Below are 24043 nucleotides of genomic sequence, written 5' to 3'. Positions count from 1 at the left end.
CGCTCAGGTCCATCAACACCCGAGGCACCAACATCAGCGGCTGTCTTTGGTCACCCGCGCCAGAATGCGCAGATCAATGTTTGGGCCAACCAGATCAGGATAGCCCACCGCCCCAAACGCCCGCCTGTCCAACTGCCCGGTCAAAAGGATCGACAGATTGTTTAAATCCCCCGCCTCAGTGCCACGCTGACGAAACAGCTGCGCTGCCAGCGTCACCGGGCGCGTCACCCCGCGTACCGTCAAATCCCCCGTCACCTGCGCGCCATGGATGGTGCCACTGATTTCGCGAGCCACAAACCGAATGGTGGGGTGATTGCTCACATCCAGCACCCGCGCCCCTTTCAACGCTTCGGTGGCAAAGATAAACCCAGCTTTCGCCTGTGCCGGACTCAGCGTGACGTCAATTTTGCTCCGCCGCACATCCTGCAAATCCAGCAACAGATCAGCTGAGGCCACAGGCATCGTCCCTTCCGTAGCTGTGTCACTCAGATAATAGGTGAAGCCCACAACGCTGTTTTCCTTATCCAGCACATAGTGCTCCGGCGCGGCAAGCGCAGCCACCGCCCCTCCCAGCAAGCAAAGCAGCGCCCATACACCGCGCCTGATCTGGCGCAAATCCATCAGTCCCATAAACTCATCCCAACCGTTTCCCGTTTCACAATACCACAGATTACGGCGCCCTGTGGCCACTGGCTCAACTTCCAAGGTCACAACCGCCACACAATCACGCGAGCGCTCGGAGAGCTCTCGCCCAGAGCTGCAAACTTTGCTAATTTGCAAAACTCGCAAAATTTCCTGCGAAGACGGGGGATATCAAGGGATTTGCAAAAATTTGCAGAAAGCACGAAAAGTTTCCTGCAAATTTATTTACGATATTCTTACAGGTCTTGCCCACGGGGCTTGCCGCCTTGGCAAAGGCTCCCTTATCCATTTGCTATAGAATGAGGAGGAGCCACCATGACGTATCAGGACGTCTATCAGACATGGAAAGATGATCCGGAAGCCTTTTGGATGAATGCCGCTGAGGCCATTGACTGGGACACAGCTCCGTCAAAGGCCCTGTTTGACAAAGGCGACCATCTCTACGAGTGGTTTTCCGATGCCAAGGTCAACACCTGCTGGAACGCCGTGGATCGCCACGTCGAAGCCGGTCGCGGTGAACAGACCGCCATCATCCACGACAGCCCGATCACCCACTCCAAACGGGAAATCTCCTATGTAGAGCTGCGCAATCGCGTCGCCTCTCTCGCAGGCGCACTGCGCGCCAAGGGTGTGGAAAAGGGCGACCGTGTCATCATCTATATGCCGATGATCCCAGAAGCTCTCGAAGCCATGCTGGCCTGCGCCCGTCTCGGCGCAATCCATTCCGTTGTTTTTGGCGGTTTTGCCTCCAACGAACTGGCGGTACGGATTGACGATGCGAAACCCAAGGCCATCATCGCCGCCTCCTGCGGTCTGGAACCCGGCCGCGTGGTGCACTACAAACCCCTATTGGACGGCGCGATTGATCTGGCAACTCACAAACCCGACTTCTGCGTGATTTTTCAGCGCGAACAGGAAGTGGCCCAACTGATCGAAGGCCGGGATGTAAACTGGCATGGCTTCCAATATGGCGTGGAACCTGCTGAATGCGTGCCAGTCGAAGGCAACCATCCCGCTTATATTCTTTACACCTCCGGCACCACCGGTCAGCCCAAAGGCGTGGTACGTCATACCGCAGGCCATCTGGTTGCACTGAACTGGACCATGAAAAACGTTTTCAACGTCGATCCCGGCGACGTCTTCTGGGCAGCGTCGGATGTGGGCTGGGTGGTGGGCCACAGCTACATCACCTATGCGCCTCTGATCCACGGCAACACCACAATCGTGTTTGAAGGCAAGCCCGTAGGCACGCCGGATGCCGGCACGTTCTGGCGCGTGATTTCAGAGCATAAGGTCAAAACCTTCTTCACCGCGCCCACCGCCTTCCGCGCTGTCAAACGCGAAGACCCGCAAGGGGAATTTGTCAAAAAATATGACATGTCCTGTATGGAGCAGGTCTTCCTCGCCGGGGAACGCGCCGATCCGGATACGATCATCTGGGCACAGGAACAGCTGCAAAAACCCATCATCGACCACTGGTGGCAGACAGAGCTGGGCTACCCCGCCATCTGTAACCCGGTCGGCATCGAACTCCTGCCGGTGAAACTCGGCAGCCCCTCCGTGCCCATGCCCGGCTATGACATGAAAGTGCTGGATGAGGGTGGCAACGAGCTTCCTCCCGGAGAGCTTGGCGCCATTGTCAGCAAACTGCCGCTGCCTCCCGGCACGCTGCCAACCCTGTGGAATGCAGAAGACCGCTTCAAAAAATCCTACCTGACCAACTTCCCCGGCTATTATGAAACCGGCGATGCGGGCATGATTGATGAAGATGGCTATGTCTACATCATGGCGCGCACCGACGACGTCATCAACGTGGCGGGCCACCGCCTCTCCACCGGCGGCATGGAAGAAGTGCTGGCCGGACACCCGGATGTGGCAGAATGCGCCGTGATCGGCGTTGCAGATCAACTCAAAGGCCAGATGCCTGTGGGCTTCCTCTGCCTGAACGCAGGCGCAGATCGTGACCATGCAGAGGTAGTCAAGGAAGTGGTCAAGCTGGTGCGTGAAAAGATCGGCCCGGTGGCCGCCTTTAAACTGGCCGTTGTGGTGGATCGCCTGCCCAAAACCCGCTCTGGCAAAATCCTGCGCGGCACCATGGTCAGCATCGCCGATGGCACCGAATGGAAAATGCCCGCCACGATCGATGATCCGGCCATCCTTGATGAGATCACCGTGGCGCTGCAAAGCCTCGGCTATGCCAAAGCCTGATCCAGTGGCTGGCGGGGCGCTGCTCCGCCCTCCGCTCAGGATCTGATACATAATCAAAAAAGCCGCGCTCAGATTGGGCGCGGCTTTCTCTGTTTCTATTCAGACAAATTGCTCACGGATCAACCGCTCTTCCAAACCGTGGCCCGGATCAAACAGAATGCGGTGAGCGATCCGGTCATCCGACAGGATCTCCACCGCCGCCACATGTTCAATGGATCGACTGTCCGCATGGGCCATCACCGGACGCTTGTCTGCCTCCAGCACTTCAAAGCGCACAGTGGCCTGCTTGGGCAGAAGCGCCCCACGCCAGCGACGGGGGCGAAATGGCGCAATCGCCGTCAGAGCCAAGACATCAGAGCCAATCGGCAGGATCGGCCCATGTGCAGAATAATTATAAGCGGTCGATCCCGCAGGCGTGCTGATCAAGGCGCCATCACAGACCAGCTCCTCCATGCGCAGACGCCCGTCAATCTTGATGCGCAGCTTGGCCGCCTGTGAGCCCGCCCGCAACAGCGAGACCTCATTGATTGCCAGCGCCTCATGCACCGAATTGTTGACACAGGTGGCCCGCATCGCCAGCGGGTTCAGCGTCTCTTCTTCTGCCGCTGCCAGACGTTCAAGCAGATCACTTTCAGAATAGGCATTCATCAGAAAGCCCACCGTGCCCCGGTTCATACCATAGACCGGCGCTTCAAGCTCCTGCGTGTCATGCAGCGTGTGCAGCATGAAGCCATCGCCGCCCAGCGCCACAATCACATCCGCACTTTCCGGCGCCACATCCCCATAGCGCCCGATCAGTGCCGCCCGCGCGGTCTGTGCCACCGGCGCATTGCTGGCCATAAAGGCGATTCTCTCGGACATCACGGTCCCCACTTACAGACAAGCGGCCAAGTTTCCCTGCTCCGCCAAAGGTTTCCTATAGCGACATATGTTTATCCCCTGCACCATCTGCGGCGCTCAGGCAAGGCGTTGCGTCGCTTTGGGACCTTTCAACCCCTCTGTGTTTCCATTAGGAAACATCCAACGCGAACCTCTCATCAGGAGCTAGATGCCCATGACCACGACCCGTGATGCCGGTTTTTTCACCGAAACCCTCGCCTCCCGCGACCCTGAACTGTTTGGCTCGATCACAGATGAGCTGGGCCGCCAGCGCGACGAGATCGAACTGATCGCCTCCGAGAACATCGTTTCCGCCGCCGTGATGGAAGCGCAGGGCTCTGTGCTGACCAACAAATACGCCGAAGGCTACCCCGGCCGCCGCTACTATGGCGGGTGCCAGTTTGTGGATGTGGCCGAAAACCTCGCCATCGACCGCGCAAAAGAGCTCTTCGGTGTGGAATTTGCCAACGTGCAGCCAAACTCCGGCTCCCAAGCCAACCAAGGTGTCTTCACCGCCCTGCTGCAGCCCGGCGACACCATCCTCGGCATGTCTCTGGACGCCGGTGGCCACCTGACCCACGGTGCCAAGCCAAACCAATCCGGCAAATGGTTCAACGCCGTGCAATACGGTGTGCGCAAAGAAGACAGCCTGCTGGACTACGATCAGGTTCAGGCGCTGGCCAATGAGCACAAACCCAAGCTGATCATCGCTGGCGGCTCTGCCATTCCACGTCAGATCGACTTCGCCAAGTTCCGCGAAATCGCTGATTCCGTAGGCGCATATCTGATGGTCGACATGGCGCACTTCGCCGGTCTGGTTGCCGCAGGCGAGCACCCCTCCCCGTTCCCCTATGCGGATGTTGCCACCACCACGACCCACAAAACTCTGCGCGGTCCACGCGGCGGCATGATCGTGACCAACGATGAAGCCATCGCCAAGAAGGTGAACTCCGCGATCTTCCCCGGCATTCAGGGCGGCCCCCTGATGCATGTGATCGCAGGTAAGGCCGTGGCCTTTGGCGAGGCCCTGCGCCCAGAGTTCAAAGAGTACCAGAAGCAGGTGCGTGCAAACGCCGTGGCGCTGGCCGACCAACTGGTCAAAGGTGGTCTGGACATCGTCACCGGTGGCACCGACACTCATGTGATGCTGGTCGACTTGCGCCCCAAAGGCGTGAAAGGCAACGCCACCGAAAAAGCACTGGGCCGCGCGCACATCACCTGCAACAAAAACGGCATTCCGTTTGACCCTGAAAAACCAATGGTCACCTCCGGCATCCGTCTGGGCACCCCAGCCGGCACCACCCGTGGCTTTGGCGAAGAAGAGTTCCGCGCGATTGCTGACATGATTGTTGAAGTGGTCGATGGCCTTGCCGCCAATGGCGAAGAGGGCAACGGCGCTGTGGAAGAGGCTGTCAAAGCCAAAGTGGCGGCCCTCTGCGCCCGCTTCCCAATGTATCCGAACCTGTAACTCTCGGATTTTATATTTTTGCAGGCCGCCGCTGGACATCCCAGCGGCGGTCTTTGCTTTTGTGACATCCCTTTCGGAACAGGCATCGCGCCACAAACAGGACGTAAGACAAACGATGAATGATGGATGGGAGACCTCCGCCTCTGCCTGGATCGCCAGCATGGGAGAAACAGGAGATTTCAGTCGCGAGTTTGTACTGGATGCGCCGATGCAGGCGCGCGTTGTCGCCTCCGGGGCTCAATCGGTATTGGACTTGGGCTGTGGTGAAGGGCGCTTTTGCCGGCGTCTCGCGTCAGCGGTTCAGACGGTTGTGGGCATTGATCCAACAGAATCCCTGGTGGCGCATGCCCGCTCGCGCGGGCAGGCCAGCTACCATGTGGCCAAAGCCGAAGACCTGCCCTTCTCCGAGGCTCAGTTCGATATGGTCGTCAGCTACCTGACACTGATCGACATTCCCGATATCCCAGCGGCCCTACGCGAAACGCACCGCGTTCTACGCCCCGGCGGGCGCTTTCTCATTGCCAATCTCAACAGCTTCACCACCGCTTGCCAAAGCAAAGGGACCCCCGTGAAAAACGCGGATGGCACAACAACGCTCACAATGGATCGCTATCTGGACAGTTTCCCGAGCTGGGCAGAATGGAGCGGGATTCGCATTCAGAATTGGCACCGCCCCCAAGCCTTCTACATGCAGGCCCTGCTCTCTGCGGGATTTCAGCTCATCCATTTTGATGAGCCGCGCGCATCCGGCGGCGCGCGGGCAGAAACCTACAACCGCGCGCCTTATCTGCACATCATGGAATGGCAGAAACCCGCCTCCTAGGCTCAGACGCCACCCCGTGCGCGTGACCACGGCCAAGACGAACGCCCCGCATCACGGGCGCGCATATCCTGCGGCGTCTGTGAGAGCGGCGCAGGCGAAGCCGCCGCACGCGTCTCTGGCGCCCAGCGCTCTTCTCGTGTGGCCACTCGGATTGAACTTGAAAGAATTCCCAACATACCGTGATCCTCTGCATTGATACCATGCACCTATTGTTCTAGACTTTATGCCCACATGCGATTCAATATGATTTCTGAAATGTAAGTTGAGGTTTCATATGGACTGGTCCGCACTGCCCTCTCTGTCTGCTCTGCGCGCCTTTGAGGCCGCCGCGCGCCACAAAAGCCTCAGCGCCGCCGCCCGCGAGTTGAATGTGACCCACGCGGCCATTGCCCAACATGTGCGCCATCTGGAGGCGGAGTTTGGACAAAGCCTGCTGTTTCGTGCAGGCCGAGGTGTGGCCCCGACCGAGGCCGGACAACAGCTCGCAGGCCAGCTCAATGAAGGCTTTGGCATCCTGTCTGATGCGGTGCACAGCCTGCGGCAAAGACAGGAAAACCGCCCTCTTGCCCTAAGCGTGACCCCCTCCTTTGCCATGAACTGGCTCATGCCGCGCATCGGCGCCTTCTGGCAGGCCCATCCCGACATTCCCGTGGCCATCACCCCCAGCATTGCTCTTGTGGATCTGAAACGAGACGGGTTTGACATGGCGATCCGCTTTGGCAATGGCGACTGGCCCGGCGTCCAAAGCACGCCTTTGACCGCCGGAGAGTTCTGGGTGGTGGCCCAGCCCGAGCTGTTGCATGCCCATGGGACACAGACGTTGCAGGAGGCCGAAAGCCTGCCCTGGCTGATGGAGCCGCATCTCATGGAATGGCGACGGGTTGTCAAAGAAGCCGGGCTTGATCTGGATCGGGTCAACATCACCGTGCTGGACAGCAATGAACTTGTGCTCTCTGCCACGCTGGCCGGTCTTGGGGTCTCGGTACATCCACGCTCGCTGGTGGAACGCGATGTGGGCACAGGCGCGCTGACCTGTCTCTGTGCCCTCCCCACCGAAGGGCTTGGCTATCATGTGCTCACAGTTAACGGCCGAGACAGCCCCCGCCTGCGCCGCTTTGCCAAATGGCTCCATGCGACGGCCTGATGGGGATCACACACAAACACTCCCGCGCCTTTGACACTTCAGCACAGCTGAAGCCGCAAAGCCTTGGGCCCGGCTCAGCGCAGCTGAGCCTGTCGCCACGCATTTGTTCTTTAAATGTTCTCATCCCTGCGCTAGGCTGCGCCCATGAGCTTGCAGATATCAAACCGTGCCGCGCGCCATCTGTGGCTGTCCAAACAGGGGCTGTCTAAGCCCCCAACCGGCCCAGCAGATCCGCGCGCCACCATTCAGGCGCTCGGATTTGTGCAGCTCGACAGCATTCAGGTGCTCTCCCGTGCCCATCACCATATTCTGTGGTCGCGCAATCAGAACTACCGCGAGCCCATGCTTGACCACCTTCTGGCCAAAGAGCGCGCCGTGTTTGAGCATTTCACCCATGATGCCTCGGTGTTGCCCATCGAAACCTACCCCTATTGGCGTGCGCAATTTGCCCGCCGCAAAGCGCGGATGGACGCCAAAGGCTGGTATGCACAGGCCATGGTGGATTGCACAGACCTGAACATCAAAGACCGCATCGCGGCGCAGGGGGCGCTTTCTACCGAAGCCTTTGACACCAAAGTTGACGGCCCCAAGGAAATGTGGGCCCGCCCCCCACACAAACGCGCGCTGGACTACATGTGGTACGCGGGGGAATTGGCCACCTGCTTTCGCCACAACTTCAAGAAATTCTACAATCTGCCAGAGCGGGTGATCCCTGCGGAAGTCCGCGCCATCGACATACCCGCACAAGAGCAGATCTCATGGCTTTGCAATGCCGCGCTCGCCCGGCTTGGGTTTGCCACGACCGGCGACATCAAGCGTTTCTGGGAGGCCGTAGACACCGCCGATGTGCGCAGCTGGATCGCCAATACTTCACTGATCGAGGTGGAAATCGAAACTGCGCAGGGCGACTGGCGCCCCATGCTCGCCCCGCCTGATATTGCCAAAACCCTCGCCAACACCTCTACCCCCACATCTCGCCTGCGCATCCTCAACCCGTTTGATCCCCTGATCCGGGACCGAAACCGGCTGTCACAGCTCTTTGGGTTTGACTATCGCATTGAAATCTTTGTTCCTGCCGCCAAGCGACAATGGGGCTACTATGTCTATCCACTGCTGGAAGGCGATCGGCTTGTCGGGCGCCTCGAAGCCAAAGCCAACCGAAAATCCGGCGAAATCATGGTGAAAAACCTCTGGCGCGAGACCTCTGTCCGATGGACGGAGGCACGGGCGCGCAAGCTTGATGCCGAACTGACCCGCATGGGCCGCTTCATTGGCGCTCCGACCATTCTGTGGGACTGTCCGCGCCAGCCCGCCTGAACGCTTGGCATTGGGCCGTCAAACCAGCCCCCGCCAGCGGAGAAAAATCATCAACAGCGCAGTCAAAGCGATCAGGTTGAAACTCACAGACCCTAGCACATCCAACAGCCGATCCATGCGCCGCGCCCGCACATCTATGGCGGCCAGATGGCGCTCGATCTCTTCAAAAGCCAGCGTCACAGCCGCCGCATCAACCTGCATTCGCAGCTTGGGATGTACGCTCAGTCGCTGCGCCGTGCTGATCACCTTGGCCTGACGATGCAGCCGCGCTGGCACACGACGCCCGATCTTGCGCATCGCCCGCTCCAGCGATTTTGCCCGCACACCAAATTTCTGCCGCGCCAACAGCAAAAGCCGCGCCACTTTTGTATCAATGTCCAGATCCGCTGTCATAAGGTCATTTAGGCGTCTCATTGCGGGATTTGCAACGCACAACTCTGGCCCCCGCGCACGCACCGCGCTATCACGGCACCATGTTGAACTTGATCGAACACGGCACCGCCACTGACCAACCTGATCTTCTCATTGTGCATGGGCTGTTTGGCTCCGGCCGCAACTGGGGTGCCGTGGCGAAACGGCTGGCCACAGAGCGCCGGGTGGTCTGCGTGGATCTGCGCAACCATGGTCTCAGCCCCTGGCAGGACAGCCACTCCTATGAAGGCATGGCCGCCGATCTCGCAGAGGTGATCGACGCGCAGATGCGCCTCAAGCCAGTCCCTATGGATGTGCTGGGGCATTCCATGGGCGGCAAAGCCTCCATGCTGCTGGCGCTCACCCAGCCTGAGCTGGTCAACCGCCTGATCGTGGCAGACATTGCGCCGGTGACCTATGGCCATGATCAGAACCGCAACATCGAAGCCATGCGCGCCGTGGATCTGACCAAAGTCAACAAACGTTCAGATGCGATCGCCCAACTTGCTGACATGCTGGACGATCCTACCTTGCAAACCTTCTTCACCCAGTCACTGGATCTCAAAGAAATGCGCTGGCGGCTCAATCTGGATGTGCTGGAACGGGACATGCCCAATGTTTTGGGCTTTCCGGAGGTGGCTGGCCACTTTGACGGTCCCACCCTGTTTCTGAGCGGCGCGCAGTCCGACTATGTTACCCATGCGCACCGCCCGGTGATCCGGGAAAAATTCCCCAAGGCCCGCTTTGCGAAGATCACAGGCGCGGGCCATTGGCTGCATGCGGAAAAACCGCGAGAGTTTGTGGCCTCTGTCAAGACCTGGCTGGATATGGATCAGCGCGCGTAAAGCGCCTGCGCCACTTTGTAGCTAACTGGGAACGCCACCAAAAAACCGATCAGCGCGGCACAGGCCAATCCCATGGCCGTGTCATAGCCTGACACAAGCGCCGCAATCACGCCGACGCCAGCCAGTGTGGAACCGATAAACAGATGCAGGATCAACGACAGACGCAACATGGGACTCTCCTTTGTTCTGGTCCTTTGATGTGATCCTGTCCTCCCTGACACAGCACCTCAAGAATCACCTTGATTTGGATCAGCCCAAACAGACGCATCGCGCTTGATCTGACGCCAAATCCATGCGGCAGGTCACTGTGCCAGAAGCTTGATCACGGCTGTGCCTTCCGCATCCACAAAGACGGTATGCCCATCCTGCACCGCATGGCCAACCACCGTCTCCAGCGCTTGAAAAAACGTCATTTCCTGTGCGCCCAGCGCCCCGGGACAGGCCATTCGTGTGCTCGCCAACGGGCCGAACTCAAGCGCGCTGCCCTTGGCCGTATAGCTGCCGTTGAAACGGTTGCATCCGCTCGTGCCACTGACACGACCATCCTCGCCAAATTCCATTTGAGGCAAGCGATCACCCGCCACATCCTCGCCGTTTATCCGCACCACAAGCCACGCCCCCGTGGTCAGGGCCGAAGGGGCATCCAGCCTGACACGTTCCACCATGACATCTACCTGTTCTGGCGCATCCTGTGTCAGCGCCGCAAAGCTGCGCGTGCTGCGCCACAGCACATCCTCTCCGAGCCGGATCACCGCCCGCACGGAATAGCGCCCGCTGTCCACCACCATGCGGTCATCGTAGCGCAGCGCAAAATCAACAGGCACCTGCCCCTGCGGGCGCACAGTCTGATGCGCCAATACCGTGGCGGCCACATCCATTTTACTCACATCTTCAAGCGTGATCTCAACCAAAGCCTCCGGATGCAGGGCGATCTTCTCGCGGTAGCTGACGCTGCCCTCCAAGGTCTGAAACTCCGCCAAGGCCCCGCCGACGCTCAAAGCCACAAGCCCTGCGGCCAAGCCGACGGTTCGCCCAATAGTACCCATACGCATACGTGCCATATCTCTGCTCCTGCGTTGCAGCCCCAATCGGGCGTTCTCTCTACCTAAGCACGAAACACCTTTCGCACAAAGCCTGCGGCATCCTTTCGGCAACTCCCCGCCTCCCTTTAGTCACAACCTCGCATTTCCAGCAAAGCCCCATGATACGACCTTTGACCCCCTTGGCCTCCCCGCAGGCTCTGTTACGGTTGGACCATGGCTACCGTTCACGCTTCCTTGCCCCCCAATCGGTTCACCAGCGCACTGGTCGTGGATGATCATCCGCTGTTTTGCGACGCTTTGGTCATGACACTTCAGGCGGTCTCCCCAATCACCGAGATCGCCACTGCGCCCTGTCTGGCCGAAGCCCTGACCGCTCTGGAAACCAAGGCCACCCCAGACGTGGTGGTGCTGGATCTCAATCTGCCGGACGTGAATGGGTTTGACGGATTAATCCGCCTGCGCAAAGCCACCCCAGCCAAGATCCTTGTTGTCTCTTCCATGGCCGACAGCCGCACCATCAATGCCGCGCTTCAGGCCGGTGCCGCAGGCTTTGTCCCCAAACACAGCCAGCGTGATATGTTCCGCCGCGCTCTGGATACGCTGGCAAGTGGCGCGACTTTCCTGCCAGAAGGTCATATGCCTACGCCCGACACTGAGGATGCCACGCAAGATGCTGTGGCCCGCCTCACATCCCTGACCGCACAGCAGGCGCGCATTCTTGATCTGATCTGCGAAGGCAAACTCAATAAGCAAATTGCCTTTGAACTGACCATTGCGGAAACCACAGTCAAAGCCCATGTCACAGCCATCATGCGCAAGCTGGGCGTTCATAGCCGCACACAGGCCGTATTGATTGCCAAAGAGGCCAGCTTTGAGGAGCACTTGCGCAGCAACGGCTAGCGCGCCTACTCTACCCTCAGCGGTCAAGGGAGAGGCCGCAGAAGGAGTTTGCCAGCATGGATGCCAGCACGCCATTCACAACCACAGACATCGTGCGCCGCGGTTTTGCCGCCGCAGACCACGCCGATGCACTTGCTCAACTGGCGGCGACACTTGGGCCGGATCCTCTGGCGCTGATCATTCTCTTTGTCTCGCCCCAAACCGATCTGCCTGCACTGATCACCGGGCTTAAGCGCCACTTCACAGCCACCGAGGTCGTGGGCTGCACGACCGCAGGCGAGCTGGGCGAAACCGGCTACACCGAAGGCGAGATTGTGGCCATAGGGCTGCCCTCAAGTCATTTCGCCACCAAAACCTTGCTCATTGAAGATCTGAACGACATCCGCGCGCAGGATCGGATCACCACGATGATCCACAACCGCACAGCCTTGGCCGAAAGCCATCCGCGCTGGACCTCCGAATTTGCCTTTCTCATGGTGGATGGCCTGTCGATGCGCGAAGACGCGCTGGCCGCGGATCTGGCCATGGGCCTTGGCCCCGTGCCACTGTTTGGCGGCTCCGCCGGAGATGGCGACGCCTTTGGTCAAACTTATGTGCTGCACAGCGGCCGCTTCCATGAAAATGCAGCTGTTCTGGTGCAGATCCGGTCCCGCTGTCCCGTGCATGTGTTCAAAACCGATCACCTGCAACCCACGGAAACCCGCATGGTCGTCACCGCCGCAGATCCCGCCAAGCGCCTGGTGCAGGAAATCAACGCTGAACCCGCCGCCCGCGAATATGCCCGCCTGCTGGGCAAAGACCCCGAGCAGCTCTCCACCTTCACGTTCGCCGCCCATCCGGTGGTTGTGCGCATCGGCGACCAAACCCACGTGCGCGCCATTCAAAAAGTGGCCGACAATGGCGATCTGGTTTTCTTTTCCGCGATAGACGAAGGCGTTGTGCTGTCTCTGGCGGAACCAGATGATATGGTGGCGCATCTGGATCGTGAGCTGGCCAGCCTTTCAAGCAAACACGCGCCCGCGCTTATACTCGGCTGCGATTGCCTGCTGCGCCGCGTAGAAGCCACGCAGAAACAGCTCACCAATGACATCTCCCGCGTGCTGGTAAAACACCGTGTGGTGGGCTTCTCCACATATGGCGAACAGGTCAACTCGATGCATGTGAACCACACCTTCACCGGCGTCGCCATCTACCCCCCACAGGAGGGCTAATCCATGGAAGCCAGCGCCCTTGTGGATCCCAAAGACACGCTGGAGCGACAAAACGCCAAACTGCTCACCATCGTGGGCACACTCATGCGCCGCGCCGAGGCCCGCCCAGACACCACCGGTGTCGCCTATGCCCAGTTTGAACGTGCCGTGCGCCTCGAAGAGGAGGTGCGCGCCCGCACGCTGGAGCTGGAGCATGCGCTCGATCTTTTGAACACCTCCAACGCCTCTCTGGCGCGCGCCAATGCCGAAGCACAGGCCGCCCGTGCCAATCTCGCCAATGCCATTGAAACCGTACAGGAGGGTTTTGCACTCTTTGATGCCAATGAAACGCTCGTGCTCTGCAACACGCGGTTTGGCAAACATATGCGCGACGTGCACCACCTCTTCAAACCGGGCCTGCCCTTTGCCGACTATGTGCGCATCGTCTCCCAAAGCCCGTTTCTGGAGCTGCCCGATGGCACCACGCCCCAAGAGTGGCAGGATCGCCGCATGACGCGCCACCGCGAACAGCATGTGGTGTTCAACGCCCGCATGGCCGGGGACCGCTGGCTTCAGGTCTCTGAGCACCGCACACGGGATGGCGGCACCGTGGTGCTTCAGACCGATGTCACCGACATGATGCTGATTGAGCGGCAGGAACGCGAACGCCTGCTTGATGATCAGGCCCGCCTGATCAAAGCCACGCTCGAACACCTCAAACAGGGCGTTGGTATCTTTGACCGCGAAGCCCGTCTGGTGGGCTGGAACCGGCGCCTTGGGGAGCTTCTGTCCATTCCCCTGCGCCGCTTCCGTCTCGGTCTGCCCTTTGCCACGATCTTCGAACAGCTCTCCCGCAAACTCGCCTTTCAAAGTGCTGCGGATGCGGAGGCGCTCTGCACATGGGCCTCTCAAACCCGCGCCCGCGCCGCGCTCACATTCGAGGTGGAACTGGGCGCAGATCGCATTCTGGCGGTCTTTGCGCAGACCATGCCGGATGGGGGATTTGTGATTTCCTTCACAGACATCACCACCGAACGCCGCGCCCTGCGCGCCATTTCTCAGGTCAATGAAACGCTGGAACGCCGGGTGCAGGATCGCACGCTGGAGCTGCGCGACGCGCTGGCAGACGCAGAACGCGCCAATGCCTCCAAATCCCGCTTCGTGGCCGCCGCCAGCCATGATCTGTTACAGCCACTCTCCGCCGCCAAACTCTATATGGCGGCACTGGACAGCGATCTGGACAATGACGAACACCGCGATCGTCTCGCCAAAGCCAGCAGCGCGCTGCAAAGCGTGGAAGACATTCTCGGCGCTCTGCTGGACATCTCCCGGCTTGATTCAGGCCGCGCCGCGGTGCATCGCGCCCAGATCCCGCTGGGTGTTTTACTGCGTCAGCTGCATGATGAATTCGCGCCCGCCGCACGCGACAAGAATCTCCGCTTTGACCTGCGCGCGCCAGACACCACAGTACAGTCTGACGCCACCTATCTGCGGCGCATCCTGCAAAACCTGATCGCCAACGCCCTGCGCTACACCGATCAGGGGCGTGTGCTCATCGGCACCCGACGGCGCGGCGATTGCGTCACTGTGGAGATCTGGGACACCGGCCCCGGCATCGCGCTGGATCAACAAACAAAAGTCTTTGACGAGTTCCACCGCATCCATGCCCCCGCCAGCCCCGCCGAAGGCCTTGGGCTCGGTCTGGCCATTGTCGAGCGCGCCTGCCGCCTGCTGGACCATCCGCTGTCCCTGCAATCTGATCCCGGTCGCGGCACCCGATTTTGCGTCACCCTGCCGCTGGCCTGCGCCCCAGCCGCCCCCAACCCGTCCCTGCCCCCTGTGCCCCCCGACCGCACGCCACTGGCCCATCGCATCATCCTGCTTGTGGAAAATGATGCTGAACTGCGCGAAGCCATCACCATGACCTTGGAAAACTGGGGCGCGGAGGTGCTCTCCTGTGGCAGCGACGTCGAAGCGCTTGATCTGCTGCGCGAAATCGACATCGCCCCGGATGTGGTTCTGGCCGATTATCAGCTTGAAAACGGTGCCACCGGCACCGATCTGATCTCTGTGCTACGTGCGCTATATGGCCCGCTACCGGCCTGTGTGATCACTGCCAATCGCGATCCGGAGGTCACCGCCCTGTGCCAGAAGCTTCAGGCCCCGCTGCTGCACAAACCTCTCGATTTGGAACACCTGCAAAAAGCGCTACAAAATGCACCAAACCCCGATGCCTGACGTATCCTGAAAACATCCATCCCGCGCCGACGTAGAATATCCCCTTTCCCGACAGCAGCTTGCTGCCTAAAATCGCTCAAAACACCGCAGCCCGGAGCCAGTCATGACACGCCTTCAATCCGTATTGGACGCCATAGATACCGCCAACGCCAAAGATCCAAATATCGAGGATGGCCAGCCCGAAGCGCTGCTCTATGGTAGTCGTATGACACAAGAGGCCAACCGCCTCTTTCCCGAGGCATCCGAGGCCTTTCAGATCGCTGCACGCGGTCAACACATCGAACGCTGGGTGCTCAAACGGGCCGATTTCCCCGAGGGCCGCGCAGGTTATCTGAAATGGCGCCGTGAGCTGGGCATTCACCATGCCAACCGCGTGTCCGCCATCATGTCGGAAGCGGGCTATGAAGAAGAAGACATCATCGCGGCCGGCACCATGCTGCGCAAAGAGGGTCTGAAGCGCAACGCCGAAGTGCAGGCGCTTGAAGACATCATCTGTTTTGTCTTCCTGAAATGGTATTTTGCGCCCTTTGCCGCCAAGCACCCCGAAGAGAAAGTACTCGATATCGTTGTGAAAACCGCGCGCAAAATGTCTGATGCAGGCCGCGCGCGCGTGCTGGCCGAATTTGACCTGCCCGCCGCCCTCGCCGCCGCCTTCCAAGAGCCTGCCGCATGAGCCGTGAGGCTCTCATCGTGGCCCACGGCCAGCCTTCTGCCCCCGTGCCGCCAGAGCTCTGGCTCATGGGGTTCGCAGAAGCCGTGCGCAAACACCTGCCGGACTGGACCATTCGGGCGGCCACTTTGGCCATGCCCGAAGCCTTGGAACGCGAAGCGGCTGCGCTGCCTCCCAACGCGCCGGTTTTCCCCATGTTCATGGCGGATGGTTGGTTTGTGGGCAAAGTCCTGCCGCGTCGCCTGAACGGCGCTGAGGTGACCATTCTCCCCCCGTTGGGCTTTGACCCGAACCTGCCGGGTTTTGCCGCGCAATTGGTGAGAGATGCCCTGACAGCACGGGGATGGGCCCTGAGCGAAAGCCGCCTGCTGCTGGCGGCGCATGGCTCTGCAAAAGGCCCCAAAGCCGCAGAATCCGCCAATGCGTTCAAGGCCGCACTGGCCGCCCAACTGCCCGATCTTCCCATCTCGGTGGGTTTTGTCGAAGAGGCCCCCTTTGTGGAGGAGGCTGCGCGAGATCTGCCACCACAGACCCTCTGCCTGCCATTTTTTGCGCTCGAAGGGGATCACTGCCGCGAAGACATTCCCGAAGCGCTGAACAAAGCGGCGTTTGCAGGAGACTTACTGCCGCCCCTTGGCACCTGGCCACAGGTGGCCCAGATGGTCGCTCAGTCTCTCAAAGACACCGCCTGAACCCAAGCCAAGCGGCGCGATCTCAGAGCGACTGTCCCGTCGTCACCTCCGGCTGCAACGTCACCACCTGCGCCGGGTGCTCGCCGCTTTGACTTTCCAGAATGATTTCCGCAGCCTTCTGCCCAATCTGGAAGCGATGCGCATCGGTTGTGGCCAAAGTCAAGGGCAACCCGCGCAGCAGCTCCAGATTGTTGAAGCCCGCCAAAGCCAGATCACCGGGCACCGAAATCCCCTTTGACAGACAATGCATATAGGCCCCAACGCTCAGCACATCGCTCGAAAAATAGATGCACTCAAGATCCGGCGTCCGTGCCAGTAAAAGCTCGGTCAGCTTATGCCCCGTCTCAATGGAAGACACACCGGAGTAAAGCTCCTGATCAGCCAGCGAGATCCCCTCCGCTGCCAGAGCCTCGACAAATCCCTTGAAGCGCTTTTCCGCACGGTAATCCTGCGGCATCTTTGTGCCGATAAAACCGATGCGCCGATATCCCGCCTTTAGGATCGTCCGCGCCATGTCGCGCCCCGCTTCCAGATGTGAAATCCCCACACAGTGTTTCACAGGGGTGCCATCCACATCCATGACTTCCACCACCGGACAATCCGCATTGGCCAGCATGGTGCGCGCCGCCTCATTGTGCTCAAGCCCCGCCACCACAACACCCGTGGGCCGCCAGCTCAGCATCTCGCGGATCACTTCCTCTTCTTCCAGAAGATCATAGCCAGTCACACCGATCACCGGCTTCAAAGGCGTCGCTTTCAATGTTGAGCTGATGCCAGACAAGACCTCCGGAAATACCGAGGAATTCAGACTCGGCACCACCACCCCAACAAGGTTCACCGTCTTGGAGGCCAGAGCCCCGGCAATGCGATTCGGCACATAGCCAACCTCGCGCGCAATCTTTTCAACCTTCTGGCGTGTGGCTTCGGAGACGTCCTGCGCCCCACGCATGGCGCGTGAGGCGGTCATTTCGCTGACTCCGGCCAACTTGGCTATGTCTTTCAGCAGAAGCTTTTTTCCCATGATCAGATCGTCTGACACAACTCTGCCCAAAAGCAACCCCAAAGCGACAAATTAAACCAGACAAGACGCCTCTTGATTTCAATCGTGAACCAAGATACCGATAGCGCTAACGGTGGCGCTATCGGCGACACGATCGAAAAGCGCAGACTATTGCTGTTGGAGAAAGACACATGACCACCAAGATTGCCATCAACGGGTTTGGCCGCATCGGACGCGGCGTCCTGCGGGCCCTGATTGAGAGCGGCGCAAATGATATCGAAATCGTTGCCATCAACGACCTCTCCCCAAACGATCACCTGCTGCACCTGCTGAAGTACGACAGCGTGCATGGCCGCCTGAATGCCGATGTCACTCTGGAAGGCGACGTGATGAAAGTGGCCGGTCAGACCATCCGCCTCACCGCCATCCGCGACCCGCAGGAACTGCCATGGTCTGATGTGGATGTGGCCTATGAATGCACCGGTATTTTCACCGCCAAAGACAAGGCCGAGCTGCTTTTGAAATCCGGTGCAAAGCGCGTGCTGATCTCCGCTCCCGGCAAAGACGCCGACAAAACCGTGGTGTTTGGCGTCAATGATGACACGCTGACGGCTGAGGACATCATCGTTTCCAACGCCTCCTGCACCACCAACTGCCTGGCCCCGGTGGCCAAGGTGCTCGACGATGCCTTTGGCCTCAAAACTGGCTATATGACCACGATCCACGCCTATACTGGCGATCAGCCCACCCATGATACCAACCACAAGGATCTCTACCGCGCTCGCGCCGCCGCGCTCTCGATGATCCCCACCTCCACCGGGGCCGCCCGTGCGATCTCCCTTGTGTTGCCACATCTGAAAGGCAAGCTTGAAGGCTCCGCAATCCGTGTGCCCACCGCCAATGTCTCCATGGTGGATCTGGTGTTTGTGCCAGCCAAAGAGGCCACCGCAGAAGACGTTAATGCTGCCATCAAAGCCGCCGCCGAAGGACCTCTGAAAGGGGTGCTGGGATATGAAGAGGCGCCCTTGGTCTCCGCTGACTTCAACCATGATCCGCATTCTTCTGTTTTTGCCCCGGCACAGACCAGCGTCACAGACGACGGGCTGGTGCGTGTGGTAAGCTGGTATGACAACGAGTGGGGGTTCTCCAACCGCATGCTCGACACCGGCCGCCGCATAGGCGCCCTTTTGAAAGGATAAACACAGATGGTCGCGCGCGTTATTCCGGTAGAGCCTTTTGATCTTGTGATTTTTGGCGCCACCGGGGATCTGGCCCGGCGCAAAATTCTGCCCGGCCTCTTCCACCGCTTTCGCGCGGGACAAATGCCATCTGATGCCAAAATCATCGGCTCGGCGCGCTCAGAAATGGAGAGTGCCGAGTTCCGCACATTGGTCGGCGCAGCCATCGCGGAATTCGTCGCCCCAGACCTGCGCCCGCAGGATCAGCTCGACGCCTTTTTACAAAGGCTCGACTATGTGCATATCGACGCTACCGGCGACACCGGCTGGGACGCTCTGCAAAAGATCCTGCGCCCCGATACGATCCGCACCTTCTATCTCTCGGTCTCCCCTGCACTTTTTGGGGCCATTGCCGAACGGCTCAGCACCCATGCCATCGCCACACCGCAAAGCCGTATCGTGGTAGAAAAACCATTTGGTCACGATCTGGAAAGCGCCCGCGCCCTCAACCGGGATCTGCTGCGCCATTTTGATGAGGCACAGATCTACCGGATCGACCACTACCTCGGCAAAGAAACCGTGCAGAACCTCATGGCCCTGCGCTTTGCCAACTCCCTGTTTGAACCGCTCTGGAACGCCACCCACATCGATCATGTCCAGATCACCGTGGCCGAAAGCCTCGGCGTGGCCGGGCGTGGCGGCTATTATGATCAATCCGGCGCGATGCGCGACATGGTGCAAAACCACCTGATGCAGCTGCTCTGCCTGATTGCCATGGAGCCACCCTCCAAATTCACGCCCAACTCGGTGCGCGATGAAAAAGTGAAGGTGATCGAAGCGCTGGATCCGGTGCCCCTGCGGGACATTGTGCGCGGCCAGTACCGCACCGGGCGGGACAACCAAAGTTATTTTGACGATGTGGAAAACCCCGACAGCCGCACAGAAAGCTTCATCGCCATGAAGCTCACCGTGGGCAACTGGCGCTGGGCCAACACGCCGTTTTATCTGCGCACCGGCAAACATCTGCGCGATCGCGTGTCCGAAATTGCCGTGATCTTCAAGGACCCGCCCCACAACATCTTCCCCAACAAGATGGAGGGGCGCAAAGGCAACGCGCTGATCATCCGCCTGCAACCAGACGAAGGCATCACCCTGCGCACCACCATCAAAGAACCCGGCCCCGGCGGCATGCGCCTTACTGAGGTGGCGATGGACATGTCCTTTGCCGATGCGCTGGGCAAGGATCTCACCTCACAGGACGCCTATGAACGTCTGGTGATGGACGTGATCCGCGGCGATCAAACCCTCTTCATGCGCGGCGACGAAGTCGAAGCGGCCTGGGCCTGGGCCGATCCGATGATTGCCGCATGGGAAGAGGCTGGCCAACGCCCCATGCTCTATGACCCTGGCAGTTCCGGCCCCGAAGAAGCGCTGATGCTGATGCATCAGGGCGGTCGCCGCTGGCGCCCCATTGGCGACTAACCCCCTGCCTCGACGCTCAAAATAGGAAGGATGGCCCTGATGCCGCTCCACCCAACCGTTGAAAAAGTCACCGCGCGCATCATCGCACGCAGCAAACCGCATCGGGATGCCTATCTGGAGCGCATGTCACAAGCGGCCAGCAAAGGCCCAGCCCGCGCCCACCTGAGTTGCTCAGGACAGGCCCACGCCTACGCAGGCGCAGGGGAAGATCAAGCCGCGCTGGCCACCGGATCCGCTGGAAATCTCGGCATTATCACGGCCTACAATGACATGCTGTCCGCCCATCAGCCCTTTGAACGCTATCCCAACGTGATCCGCGACGCTGTGCGCGCGGCTGGCGGCACGGCACAGGTGGCTGGCGGCGTGCCCGCCATGTGTGATGGCGTCACGCAGGGCGAAGCGGGCATGGAGCTGTCGCTGTTTTCACGCGATGTGATTGCCCTCGCCGCAGGTGTCGCACTCAGCCACAATACCTTTGACGCCTCGGTCTATCTGGGCGTCTGTGACAAGATTGTGCCCGGCCTTGTGATTGCCGCACAGAGTTTTGGCCACCTCCCGGCGGTCTTCCTGCCCGCAGGCCCGATGAGCTCCGGCATCTCCAACGACGCGAAAGCCAAAGTCCGCCAGCGTTTTGCCGCCGGTGAAGCCGACCGCGCCGAACTCATGGCCTCAGAAATGGCCGCCTACCACGGTCCCGGCACCTGCACATTTTATGGTACGGCGAACACGAACCAGATGCTGATGGAATTTATGGGCCTGCATCTGCCCGGTGCCAGCTTTGTCTCACCCAACACGGACCTGCGCGATGCCCTCACCGCAGAAGGCGCCCGCCGCGCGCTTTCCCTGTCTGCCTTGGGCAACAGCTACACGCCCACCTGTGACATTCTGGATGAAAAAGCCTTTGTGAATGGCATGATCGGTCTCAATGCCACTGGTGGCTCAACCAACCTTCTGATCCATCTGATCGCCATGGCCCGCGCGGGTGGCGTGGTGCTCACATGGGAAGATTTCGCCGAGCTCTCTGACATCACTCCCCTCCTGGCGCGCGTCTATCCCAACGGACTGGCCGATGTGAACCACTTCCACGCCGCAGGTGGGCTGGGCTACATGATCGGCGAGTTGCTCTCCGCCAATCTGCTGCACCCTGACACAAAAACCATCGCAGGCGATGGCTTGGCGCATTACACGCAAGAGCCCAAGCTGATTGATGGCGCGCTGTCCTGGCAGCCCGGCACCACAACCTCGCTCAACGAAAAAATTGTGCGCCCCGCCCATGGTCCGTTTCAGCCCACCGGCGGCTTGGCCCGCCTGACCGGTAATCTTGGCACCGCTGTAATGAAAATCTCCGCCGTCGCCCCCCAGCACCGCTTTGTGGAGGCCCCGGTACGGGTTTTCCATGATCAGGATGAGGTCAAAGCGGCCTTTCAGGCCGGGGAGTTGACCGAAGATGTGATCATCGTGGTGCGCTTTCAGGGTCCCAAAGCCAATGGCATGCCCGAGCTGCACAGCCTGACACCTCTCATGTCCATCATGCAGGGCCGCGGTCAAAAAGTGGCCTTTGTCACCGATGGGCGCATGTCAGGTGCTTCCGGTAAAATTCCTGCCGCAATCCACGTCAGCCCAGAAGCGCTGGATGGCGGGCCAATTGCCCAGCTCAAAGATGGCGACATCCTGCGGGTAGATGCCGAAGGCGGGGCGCTTACAATTCTGACCGAAGGCGTCACAGACCGCCCCCCTGCCAGCACCGATCTCTCCGCATATGAAGCGGGCACAGGCCGCGAACTCTTTGCCGCGTTCCGCAATGCCGTGGGCGCTGCCACAACCGGCGCCTCCATTTTTGAAGGATCCTACTGATGCCGATCACCCCCAAAGAGGCCAGCCTGCGCGCCCGTGAAATCTGCAACGCCGCGCCGATTGTGCCGGTTCTGGTTGTCAAGGATGTCGCCCATGCCAAACCTCTGGCGCAGGCATTGGTGGCGGGCGGGCTGCCCGCATTGGAAGTCACCCTGCGCACCCCAGCCGCGCTGGATGTCATTCGCGCCATGTCAGACGTGCCCGGCGGCATGGTTGGCGCAGGCACGCTGCTCACACCAGAAGATGTCAAAGCGGCGAAAGCCGCCGGGGCCACCTTTGGGGTCTCGCCGGGGGCAACGGACACGCTGTTGCAGGCCTGCGAAGCCGAAGGGCTGCCGCTCTTGCCCGGCGCGGCCTCCGCAAGCGAAGCCATGGCCCTGCTTGAGCGCGGCTATGACATGCTGAAGTTCTTTCCGGCTGAGGCCGCAGGCGGCGCAAAGTTCCTGGGGTCTTTGGCCAGCCCCCTGCCCCAGATCAGCTTCTGCCCCACCGGCGGCGTCAATCCTCAGAATGCGCCGGACTATCTCAAGCTGGCCAATGTGGTCTGTGCCGGTGGCAGTTGGGTCGCCCCCGCAGACCTCATGAACGCGGGCGCTTGGGATCAGATCGAGGCACTCGCACAGGACGCCGCACAACTGCCGCGCTAACGCCGATGCTGCCGCGCCCGACTACCAGTTCCGCCGCCCACTGACGTGATGCAATGTGCTGTCTTTGGCAAAGGGATCCACCGGTTCGGGCGTGCTGATCCTGCGGATGGTCTTCAGCGCAAGCAGCAACGCGGCCAACGCAAAGAACGCGCCCCCCACAGCCTGCCCCATCAGCACACCAGACGCCCCCCAAAGCGCGCCACCTGCGATGACAAAGGGATAGGTGCCCAAACTGTGCCGCCCCCAATTCACATATGTGGAATAGATCGGATGGCCGAGATTGTTGAAACAGGCATTGCAGACAAAGATCACCCCATTGAAAAACTGCATCAACGCCAAAGGCCCGCAGAACAGATAGATCAAAGTCCGCATCTCTCCACTGGCCTCAAACACATCGGCAATCATCTGACGCGCCACAAATAGAATGAGTGCGGCCAGAAGCGTATAGCCCAGCAGAAACTGCAACCCTGCCACCAGCGTGCCGCGCACCCGCGCAAACAGCCCGGCCCCGAAGTTCTGGCCAACAATGGGTCCAATCGCGCCTGAGAGCGCAAAAACCACCGCGAAAGCCACCGGCATCAGACGCCCAATCACCGCCATCGCCGCCACCGCATCGGTGCCATAGGCCGCCACCTCTCGCGTGACAATCGCATTGCCAACAGGCGAGGCCACATTGGTGAGAATGGCCGGGGCGGCAATGGCCGCAATCGCCCGCGCATCCCGCATCAGCACAGGCAGCGCTGGGCGGGCAAATCCATTGTGCACCCGCCACACGCTTACCACGGCGTAGCTGCACATGACGATCCGCGCCATGACCGAGGCATAGGCCGCCCCATCAAGCCCCAGACCCAGACCAAAGATCAGGAGGGGATCCAGCGCGGCGTTGACCGCCCCACCAAAGACCGTGCCCATCATCGAGCGCCGCGCATCGCCATGGGCGCGCAAGACTGCCATGCCGACCATCGCCAGCGACATCAATGGCATCGTGGGGATCACAATCCGCACATAGCGCTGCGCCAGCGCCAGCGTGTCCCCCTCCGCCCCGAGCCAGCTCAGGATCGGAGCCAGATTGCCAAGAACCACCAAAGGCAGCACCAGCCCCATCAGCACGCCCAGCACCGCCACGGAGGCGGCATATTCCCGCGCCCTGTCCGGCTGATCCGCGCCAATCGCCCGCGCCACCAGAGAGCCTGCCGAAATCGACAGCCCGATGTTGAAGGCATTGGTGAAAAACAACAGCGTGCCCGCATAGCCCACCGCCGCAGCAAGCGCTTTGTTGCCAAGCATCGAAATGAAAATCATATCGACAAAATCGACCGCAAAGATCGCCATCAACCCCACAGATGAGGTCAGCGACATCACCGCCACATGGCGCATCAAAGCCCCTTGCAAAAAGACCGCTTTCGCCAAAC

At 60.1% G+C, this 24043-nt stretch carries 22 protein-coding genes; 15 read left to right on the top strand and 7 right to left on the bottom strand.

The window, feature by feature from the left end; translation table 11 throughout:
• Positions 1–33: 33 nt before the first annotated feature.
• Entirely contained in the window at positions 34–630 is a 597-nt protein-coding gene (locus tag SHM7688_RS17850) for a YceI family protein (protein WP_223229213.1), read from the bottom strand.
• A gap of 327 nt (positions 631–957) precedes the next feature.
• Here SHM7688_RS17850 and prpE point away from each other — a divergent pair, with 327 nt between their 5' ends.
• Positions 958–2850, top strand: a complete 1893-nt coding sequence (gene prpE / locus SHM7688_RS17845) for a propionate-CoA ligase PrpE (RefSeq protein ID WP_058241309.1) — start codon at positions 958–960, stop codon at positions 2848–2850.
• A gap of 99 nt (positions 2851–2949) precedes the next feature.
• Here the strand turns inward: prpE and SHM7688_RS17840 are convergent, their stop codons facing one another.
• Positions 2950–3711: an NAD kinase gene (locus SHM7688_RS17840; RefSeq protein WP_058241308.1), complete on the bottom strand. Its 762-nt coding sequence runs from the start codon at positions 3709–3711 to the stop codon at positions 2950–2952.
• A 187-nt stretch (positions 3712–3898) separates the two neighbouring features.
• Between SHM7688_RS17840 and glyA the strand changes: the two genes are divergently transcribed.
• From glyA to SHM7688_RS17820, 4 genes are all read left to right on the top strand, one after another.
• Positions 3899–5197 (top strand): serine hydroxymethyltransferase, encoded by a 1299-nt coding sequence (glyA, locus tag SHM7688_RS17835; RefSeq protein WP_370733631.1) that lies wholly within the window; start codon positions 3899–3901, stop codon positions 5195–5197.
• Between the two features lie 115 nt (positions 5198–5312).
• The gene (locus tag SHM7688_RS17830) at positions 5313–6020 is read left to right on the top strand and encodes a class I SAM-dependent methyltransferase (protein WP_058241307.1); all 708 of its coding nucleotides are present in this window, start codon (positions 5313–5315) and stop codon (positions 6018–6020) included.
• Between the two features lie 274 nt (positions 6021–6294).
• Positions 6295–7164 (top strand): LysR substrate-binding domain-containing protein, encoded by an 870-nt coding sequence (locus SHM7688_RS17825; protein ID WP_058241306.1) that lies wholly within the window; start codon positions 6295–6297, stop codon positions 7162–7164.
• A 144-nt stretch (positions 7165–7308) separates the two neighbouring features.
• The gene (locus SHM7688_RS17820) at positions 7309–8481 is read left to right on the top strand and encodes a winged helix-turn-helix domain-containing protein (RefSeq protein ID WP_058241305.1); all 1173 of its coding nucleotides are present in this window, start codon (positions 7309–7311) and stop codon (positions 8479–8481) included.
• 18 nt (positions 8482–8499) lie between these two features.
• Here the strand turns inward: SHM7688_RS17820 and SHM7688_RS17815 are convergent, their stop codons facing one another.
• Entirely contained in the window at positions 8500–8895 is a 396-nt protein-coding gene (locus SHM7688_RS17815; protein WP_144432628.1) for a hypothetical protein, read from the bottom strand.
• Positions 8896–8954: 59 nt separating this feature from the next.
• Here SHM7688_RS17815 and SHM7688_RS17810 point away from each other — a divergent pair, with 59 nt between their 5' ends.
• A complete protein-coding gene (locus SHM7688_RS17810) occupies positions 8955–9737 on the top strand; it encodes an alpha/beta fold hydrolase (protein ID WP_058241303.1) in 783 nt (260 codons plus the stop codon).
• On the opposite strand, the gene SHM7688_RS17805 is transcribed toward SHM7688_RS17810, so the two are convergent.
• Positions 9725–9907 (bottom strand): hypothetical protein, encoded by a 183-nt coding sequence (locus SHM7688_RS17805; RefSeq protein ID WP_058241302.1) that lies wholly within the window; start codon positions 9905–9907, stop codon positions 9725–9727. The two genes, SHM7688_RS17810 and SHM7688_RS17805, sit on opposite strands and share 13 nt — an antisense overlap.
• Positions 9908–10039: 132 nt before the next feature.
• On the bottom strand, positions 10040–10798 hold the full coding sequence (locus tag SHM7688_RS17800; protein WP_058241301.1) for an META domain-containing protein: 759 nt from the start codon (positions 10796–10798) through the stop codon (positions 10040–10042).
• Between the two features lie 195 nt (positions 10799–10993).
• Between SHM7688_RS17800 and SHM7688_RS17795 the strand changes: the two genes are divergently transcribed.
• The 5 genes from SHM7688_RS17795 (at position 10994) to SHM7688_RS17775 (ending at position 16470) form a co-directional block, all read left to right on the top strand.
• The gene (locus SHM7688_RS17795) at positions 10994–11680 is read left to right on the top strand and encodes a response regulator (protein ID WP_058241300.1); all 687 of its coding nucleotides are present in this window, start codon (positions 10994–10996) and stop codon (positions 11678–11680) included.
• A 56-nt stretch (positions 11681–11736) separates the two neighbouring features.
• Positions 11737–12891, top strand: a complete 1155-nt coding sequence (locus SHM7688_RS17790) for an FIST N-terminal domain-containing protein (RefSeq protein WP_058241299.1) — start codon at positions 11737–11739, stop codon at positions 12889–12891.
• A 3-nt stretch (positions 12892–12894) separates the two neighbouring features.
• The gene (locus SHM7688_RS17785) at positions 12895–15108 is read left to right on the top strand and encodes a hybrid sensor histidine kinase/response regulator (RefSeq protein ID WP_058241298.1); all 2214 of its coding nucleotides are present in this window, start codon (positions 12895–12897) and stop codon (positions 15106–15108) included.
• Positions 15109–15211: 103 nt separating this feature from the next.
• Positions 15212–15781, top strand: coding sequence for a DUF4202 domain-containing protein (locus SHM7688_RS17780; protein WP_058241297.1), 570 nt, complete (start codon positions 15212–15214; stop codon positions 15779–15781).
• Positions 15778–16470: a sirohydrochlorin chelatase gene (locus SHM7688_RS17775; RefSeq protein ID WP_058241296.1), complete on the top strand. Its 693-nt coding sequence runs from the start codon at positions 15778–15780 to the stop codon at positions 16468–16470. Before SHM7688_RS17780 ends, SHM7688_RS17775 begins: the two co-directional genes overlap by 4 nt.
• Positions 16471–16492: 22 nt before the next feature.
• Here the strand turns inward: SHM7688_RS17775 and SHM7688_RS17770 are convergent, their stop codons facing one another.
• Entirely contained in the window at positions 16493–17491 is a 999-nt protein-coding gene (locus SHM7688_RS17770) for a LacI family DNA-binding transcriptional regulator (protein ID WP_058241552.1), read from the bottom strand.
• Positions 17492–17661: 170 nt separating this feature from the next.
• Between SHM7688_RS17770 and gap the strand changes: the two genes are divergently transcribed.
• From gap to eda, 4 genes are read left to right on the top strand one after another with little or no spacing between them, the layout of a single operon-like run.
• Positions 17662–18669, top strand: a complete 1008-nt coding sequence (gene gap / locus SHM7688_RS17765; RefSeq protein WP_058241295.1) for a type I glyceraldehyde-3-phosphate dehydrogenase — start codon at positions 17662–17664, stop codon at positions 18667–18669.
• Positions 18670–18675: 6 nt separating this feature from the next.
• On the top strand, positions 18676–20130 hold the full coding sequence (zwf, locus tag SHM7688_RS17760; RefSeq protein ID WP_058241294.1) for a glucose-6-phosphate dehydrogenase: 1455 nt from the start codon (positions 18676–18678) through the stop codon (positions 20128–20130).
• Between the two features lie 39 nt (positions 20131–20169).
• Positions 20170–21984: a phosphogluconate dehydratase gene (gene edd, locus SHM7688_RS17755; RefSeq protein WP_058241551.1), complete on the top strand. Its 1815-nt coding sequence runs from the start codon at positions 20170–20172 to the stop codon at positions 21982–21984.
• On the top strand, positions 21984–22631 hold the full coding sequence (gene eda, locus SHM7688_RS17750; protein WP_058241293.1) for a bifunctional 4-hydroxy-2-oxoglutarate aldolase/2-dehydro-3-deoxy-phosphogluconate aldolase: 648 nt from the start codon (positions 21984–21986) through the stop codon (positions 22629–22631). Before edd ends, eda begins: the two co-directional genes overlap by 1 nt.
• A gap of 21 nt (positions 22632–22652) precedes the next feature.
• Here the strand turns inward: eda and SHM7688_RS17745 are convergent, their stop codons facing one another.
• Positions 22653–24041, bottom strand: a complete 1389-nt coding sequence (locus SHM7688_RS17745) for an MATE family efflux transporter (RefSeq protein WP_223229212.1) — start codon at positions 24039–24041, stop codon at positions 22653–22655.
• Positions 24042–24043 lie beyond the last annotated feature (2 nt).

Origin of the sequence: Shimia marina (assembly GCF_001458175.1) — a bacterium.
Taxonomy (GTDB): Bacteria; Pseudomonadota; Alphaproteobacteria; order Rhodobacterales; family Rhodobacteraceae; genus Shimia; species Shimia marina.
Note: the sequence above shows the minus strand (reverse complement) of the source record. Positions and strands in the feature narration are given on the sequence as shown.

Excerpts from the sequence above, each read along its gene's own strand:
- SHM7688_RS17850 (WP_223229213.1), bottom strand. The coding sequence starts at position 630 with ATGGGACTGATGGATTTGCGCCAGATCAGGCGCGGTGTATGGGCGCTG.
- prpE (WP_058241309.1), top strand. The coding sequence starts at position 958 with ATGACGTATCAGGACGTCTATCAGACATGGAAAGATGATCCGGAAGCC.
- SHM7688_RS17840 (WP_058241308.1), bottom strand. The coding sequence starts at position 3,711 with ATGTCCGAGAGAATCGCCTTTATGGCCAGCAATGCGCCGGTGGCACAG.
- glyA (WP_370733631.1), top strand. The coding sequence starts at position 3,899 with ATGCCCATGACCACGACCCGTGATGCCGGTTTTTTCACCGAAACCCTC.
- SHM7688_RS17830 (WP_058241307.1), top strand. The coding sequence starts at position 5,313 with ATGAATGATGGATGGGAGACCTCCGCCTCTGCCTGGATCGCCAGCATG.
- SHM7688_RS17825 (WP_058241306.1), top strand. The coding sequence starts at position 6,295 with ATGGACTGGTCCGCACTGCCCTCTCTGTCTGCTCTGCGCGCCTTTGAG.
- SHM7688_RS17820 (WP_058241305.1), top strand. The coding sequence starts at position 7,309 with ATGAGCTTGCAGATATCAAACCGTGCCGCGCGCCATCTGTGGCTGTCC.
- SHM7688_RS17815 (WP_144432628.1), bottom strand. The coding sequence starts at position 8,895 with ATGAGACGCCTAAATGACCTTATGACAGCGGATCTGGACATTGATACA.
- SHM7688_RS17810 (WP_058241303.1), top strand. The coding sequence starts at position 8,955 with ATGTTGAACTTGATCGAACACGGCACCGCCACTGACCAACCTGATCTT.
- SHM7688_RS17805 (WP_058241302.1), bottom strand. The coding sequence starts at position 9,907 with ATGTTGCGTCTGTCGTTGATCCTGCATCTGTTTATCGGTTCCACACTG.
- SHM7688_RS17800 (WP_058241301.1), bottom strand. The coding sequence starts at position 10,798 with ATGGCACGTATGCGTATGGGTACTATTGGGCGAACCGTCGGCTTGGCC.
- SHM7688_RS17795 (WP_058241300.1), top strand. The coding sequence starts at position 10,994 with ATGGCTACCGTTCACGCTTCCTTGCCCCCCAATCGGTTCACCAGCGCA.
- SHM7688_RS17790 (WP_058241299.1), top strand. The coding sequence starts at position 11,737 with ATGGATGCCAGCACGCCATTCACAACCACAGACATCGTGCGCCGCGGT.
- SHM7688_RS17785 (WP_058241298.1), top strand. The coding sequence starts at position 12,895 with ATGGAAGCCAGCGCCCTTGTGGATCCCAAAGACACGCTGGAGCGACAA.
- SHM7688_RS17780 (WP_058241297.1), top strand. The coding sequence starts at position 15,212 with ATGACACGCCTTCAATCCGTATTGGACGCCATAGATACCGCCAACGCC.
- SHM7688_RS17775 (WP_058241296.1), top strand. The coding sequence starts at position 15,778 with ATGAGCCGTGAGGCTCTCATCGTGGCCCACGGCCAGCCTTCTGCCCCC.
- SHM7688_RS17770 (WP_058241552.1), bottom strand. The coding sequence starts at position 17,491 with ATGGGAAAAAAGCTTCTGCTGAAAGACATAGCCAAGTTGGCCGGAGTC.
- gap (WP_058241295.1), top strand. The coding sequence starts at position 17,662 with ATGACCACCAAGATTGCCATCAACGGGTTTGGCCGCATCGGACGCGGC.
- zwf (WP_058241294.1), top strand. The coding sequence starts at position 18,676 with ATGGTCGCGCGCGTTATTCCGGTAGAGCCTTTTGATCTTGTGATTTTT.
- edd (WP_058241551.1), top strand. The coding sequence starts at position 20,170 with ATGCCGCTCCACCCAACCGTTGAAAAAGTCACCGCGCGCATCATCGCA.
- eda (WP_058241293.1), top strand. The coding sequence starts at position 21,984 with ATGCCGATCACCCCCAAAGAGGCCAGCCTGCGCGCCCGTGAAATCTGC.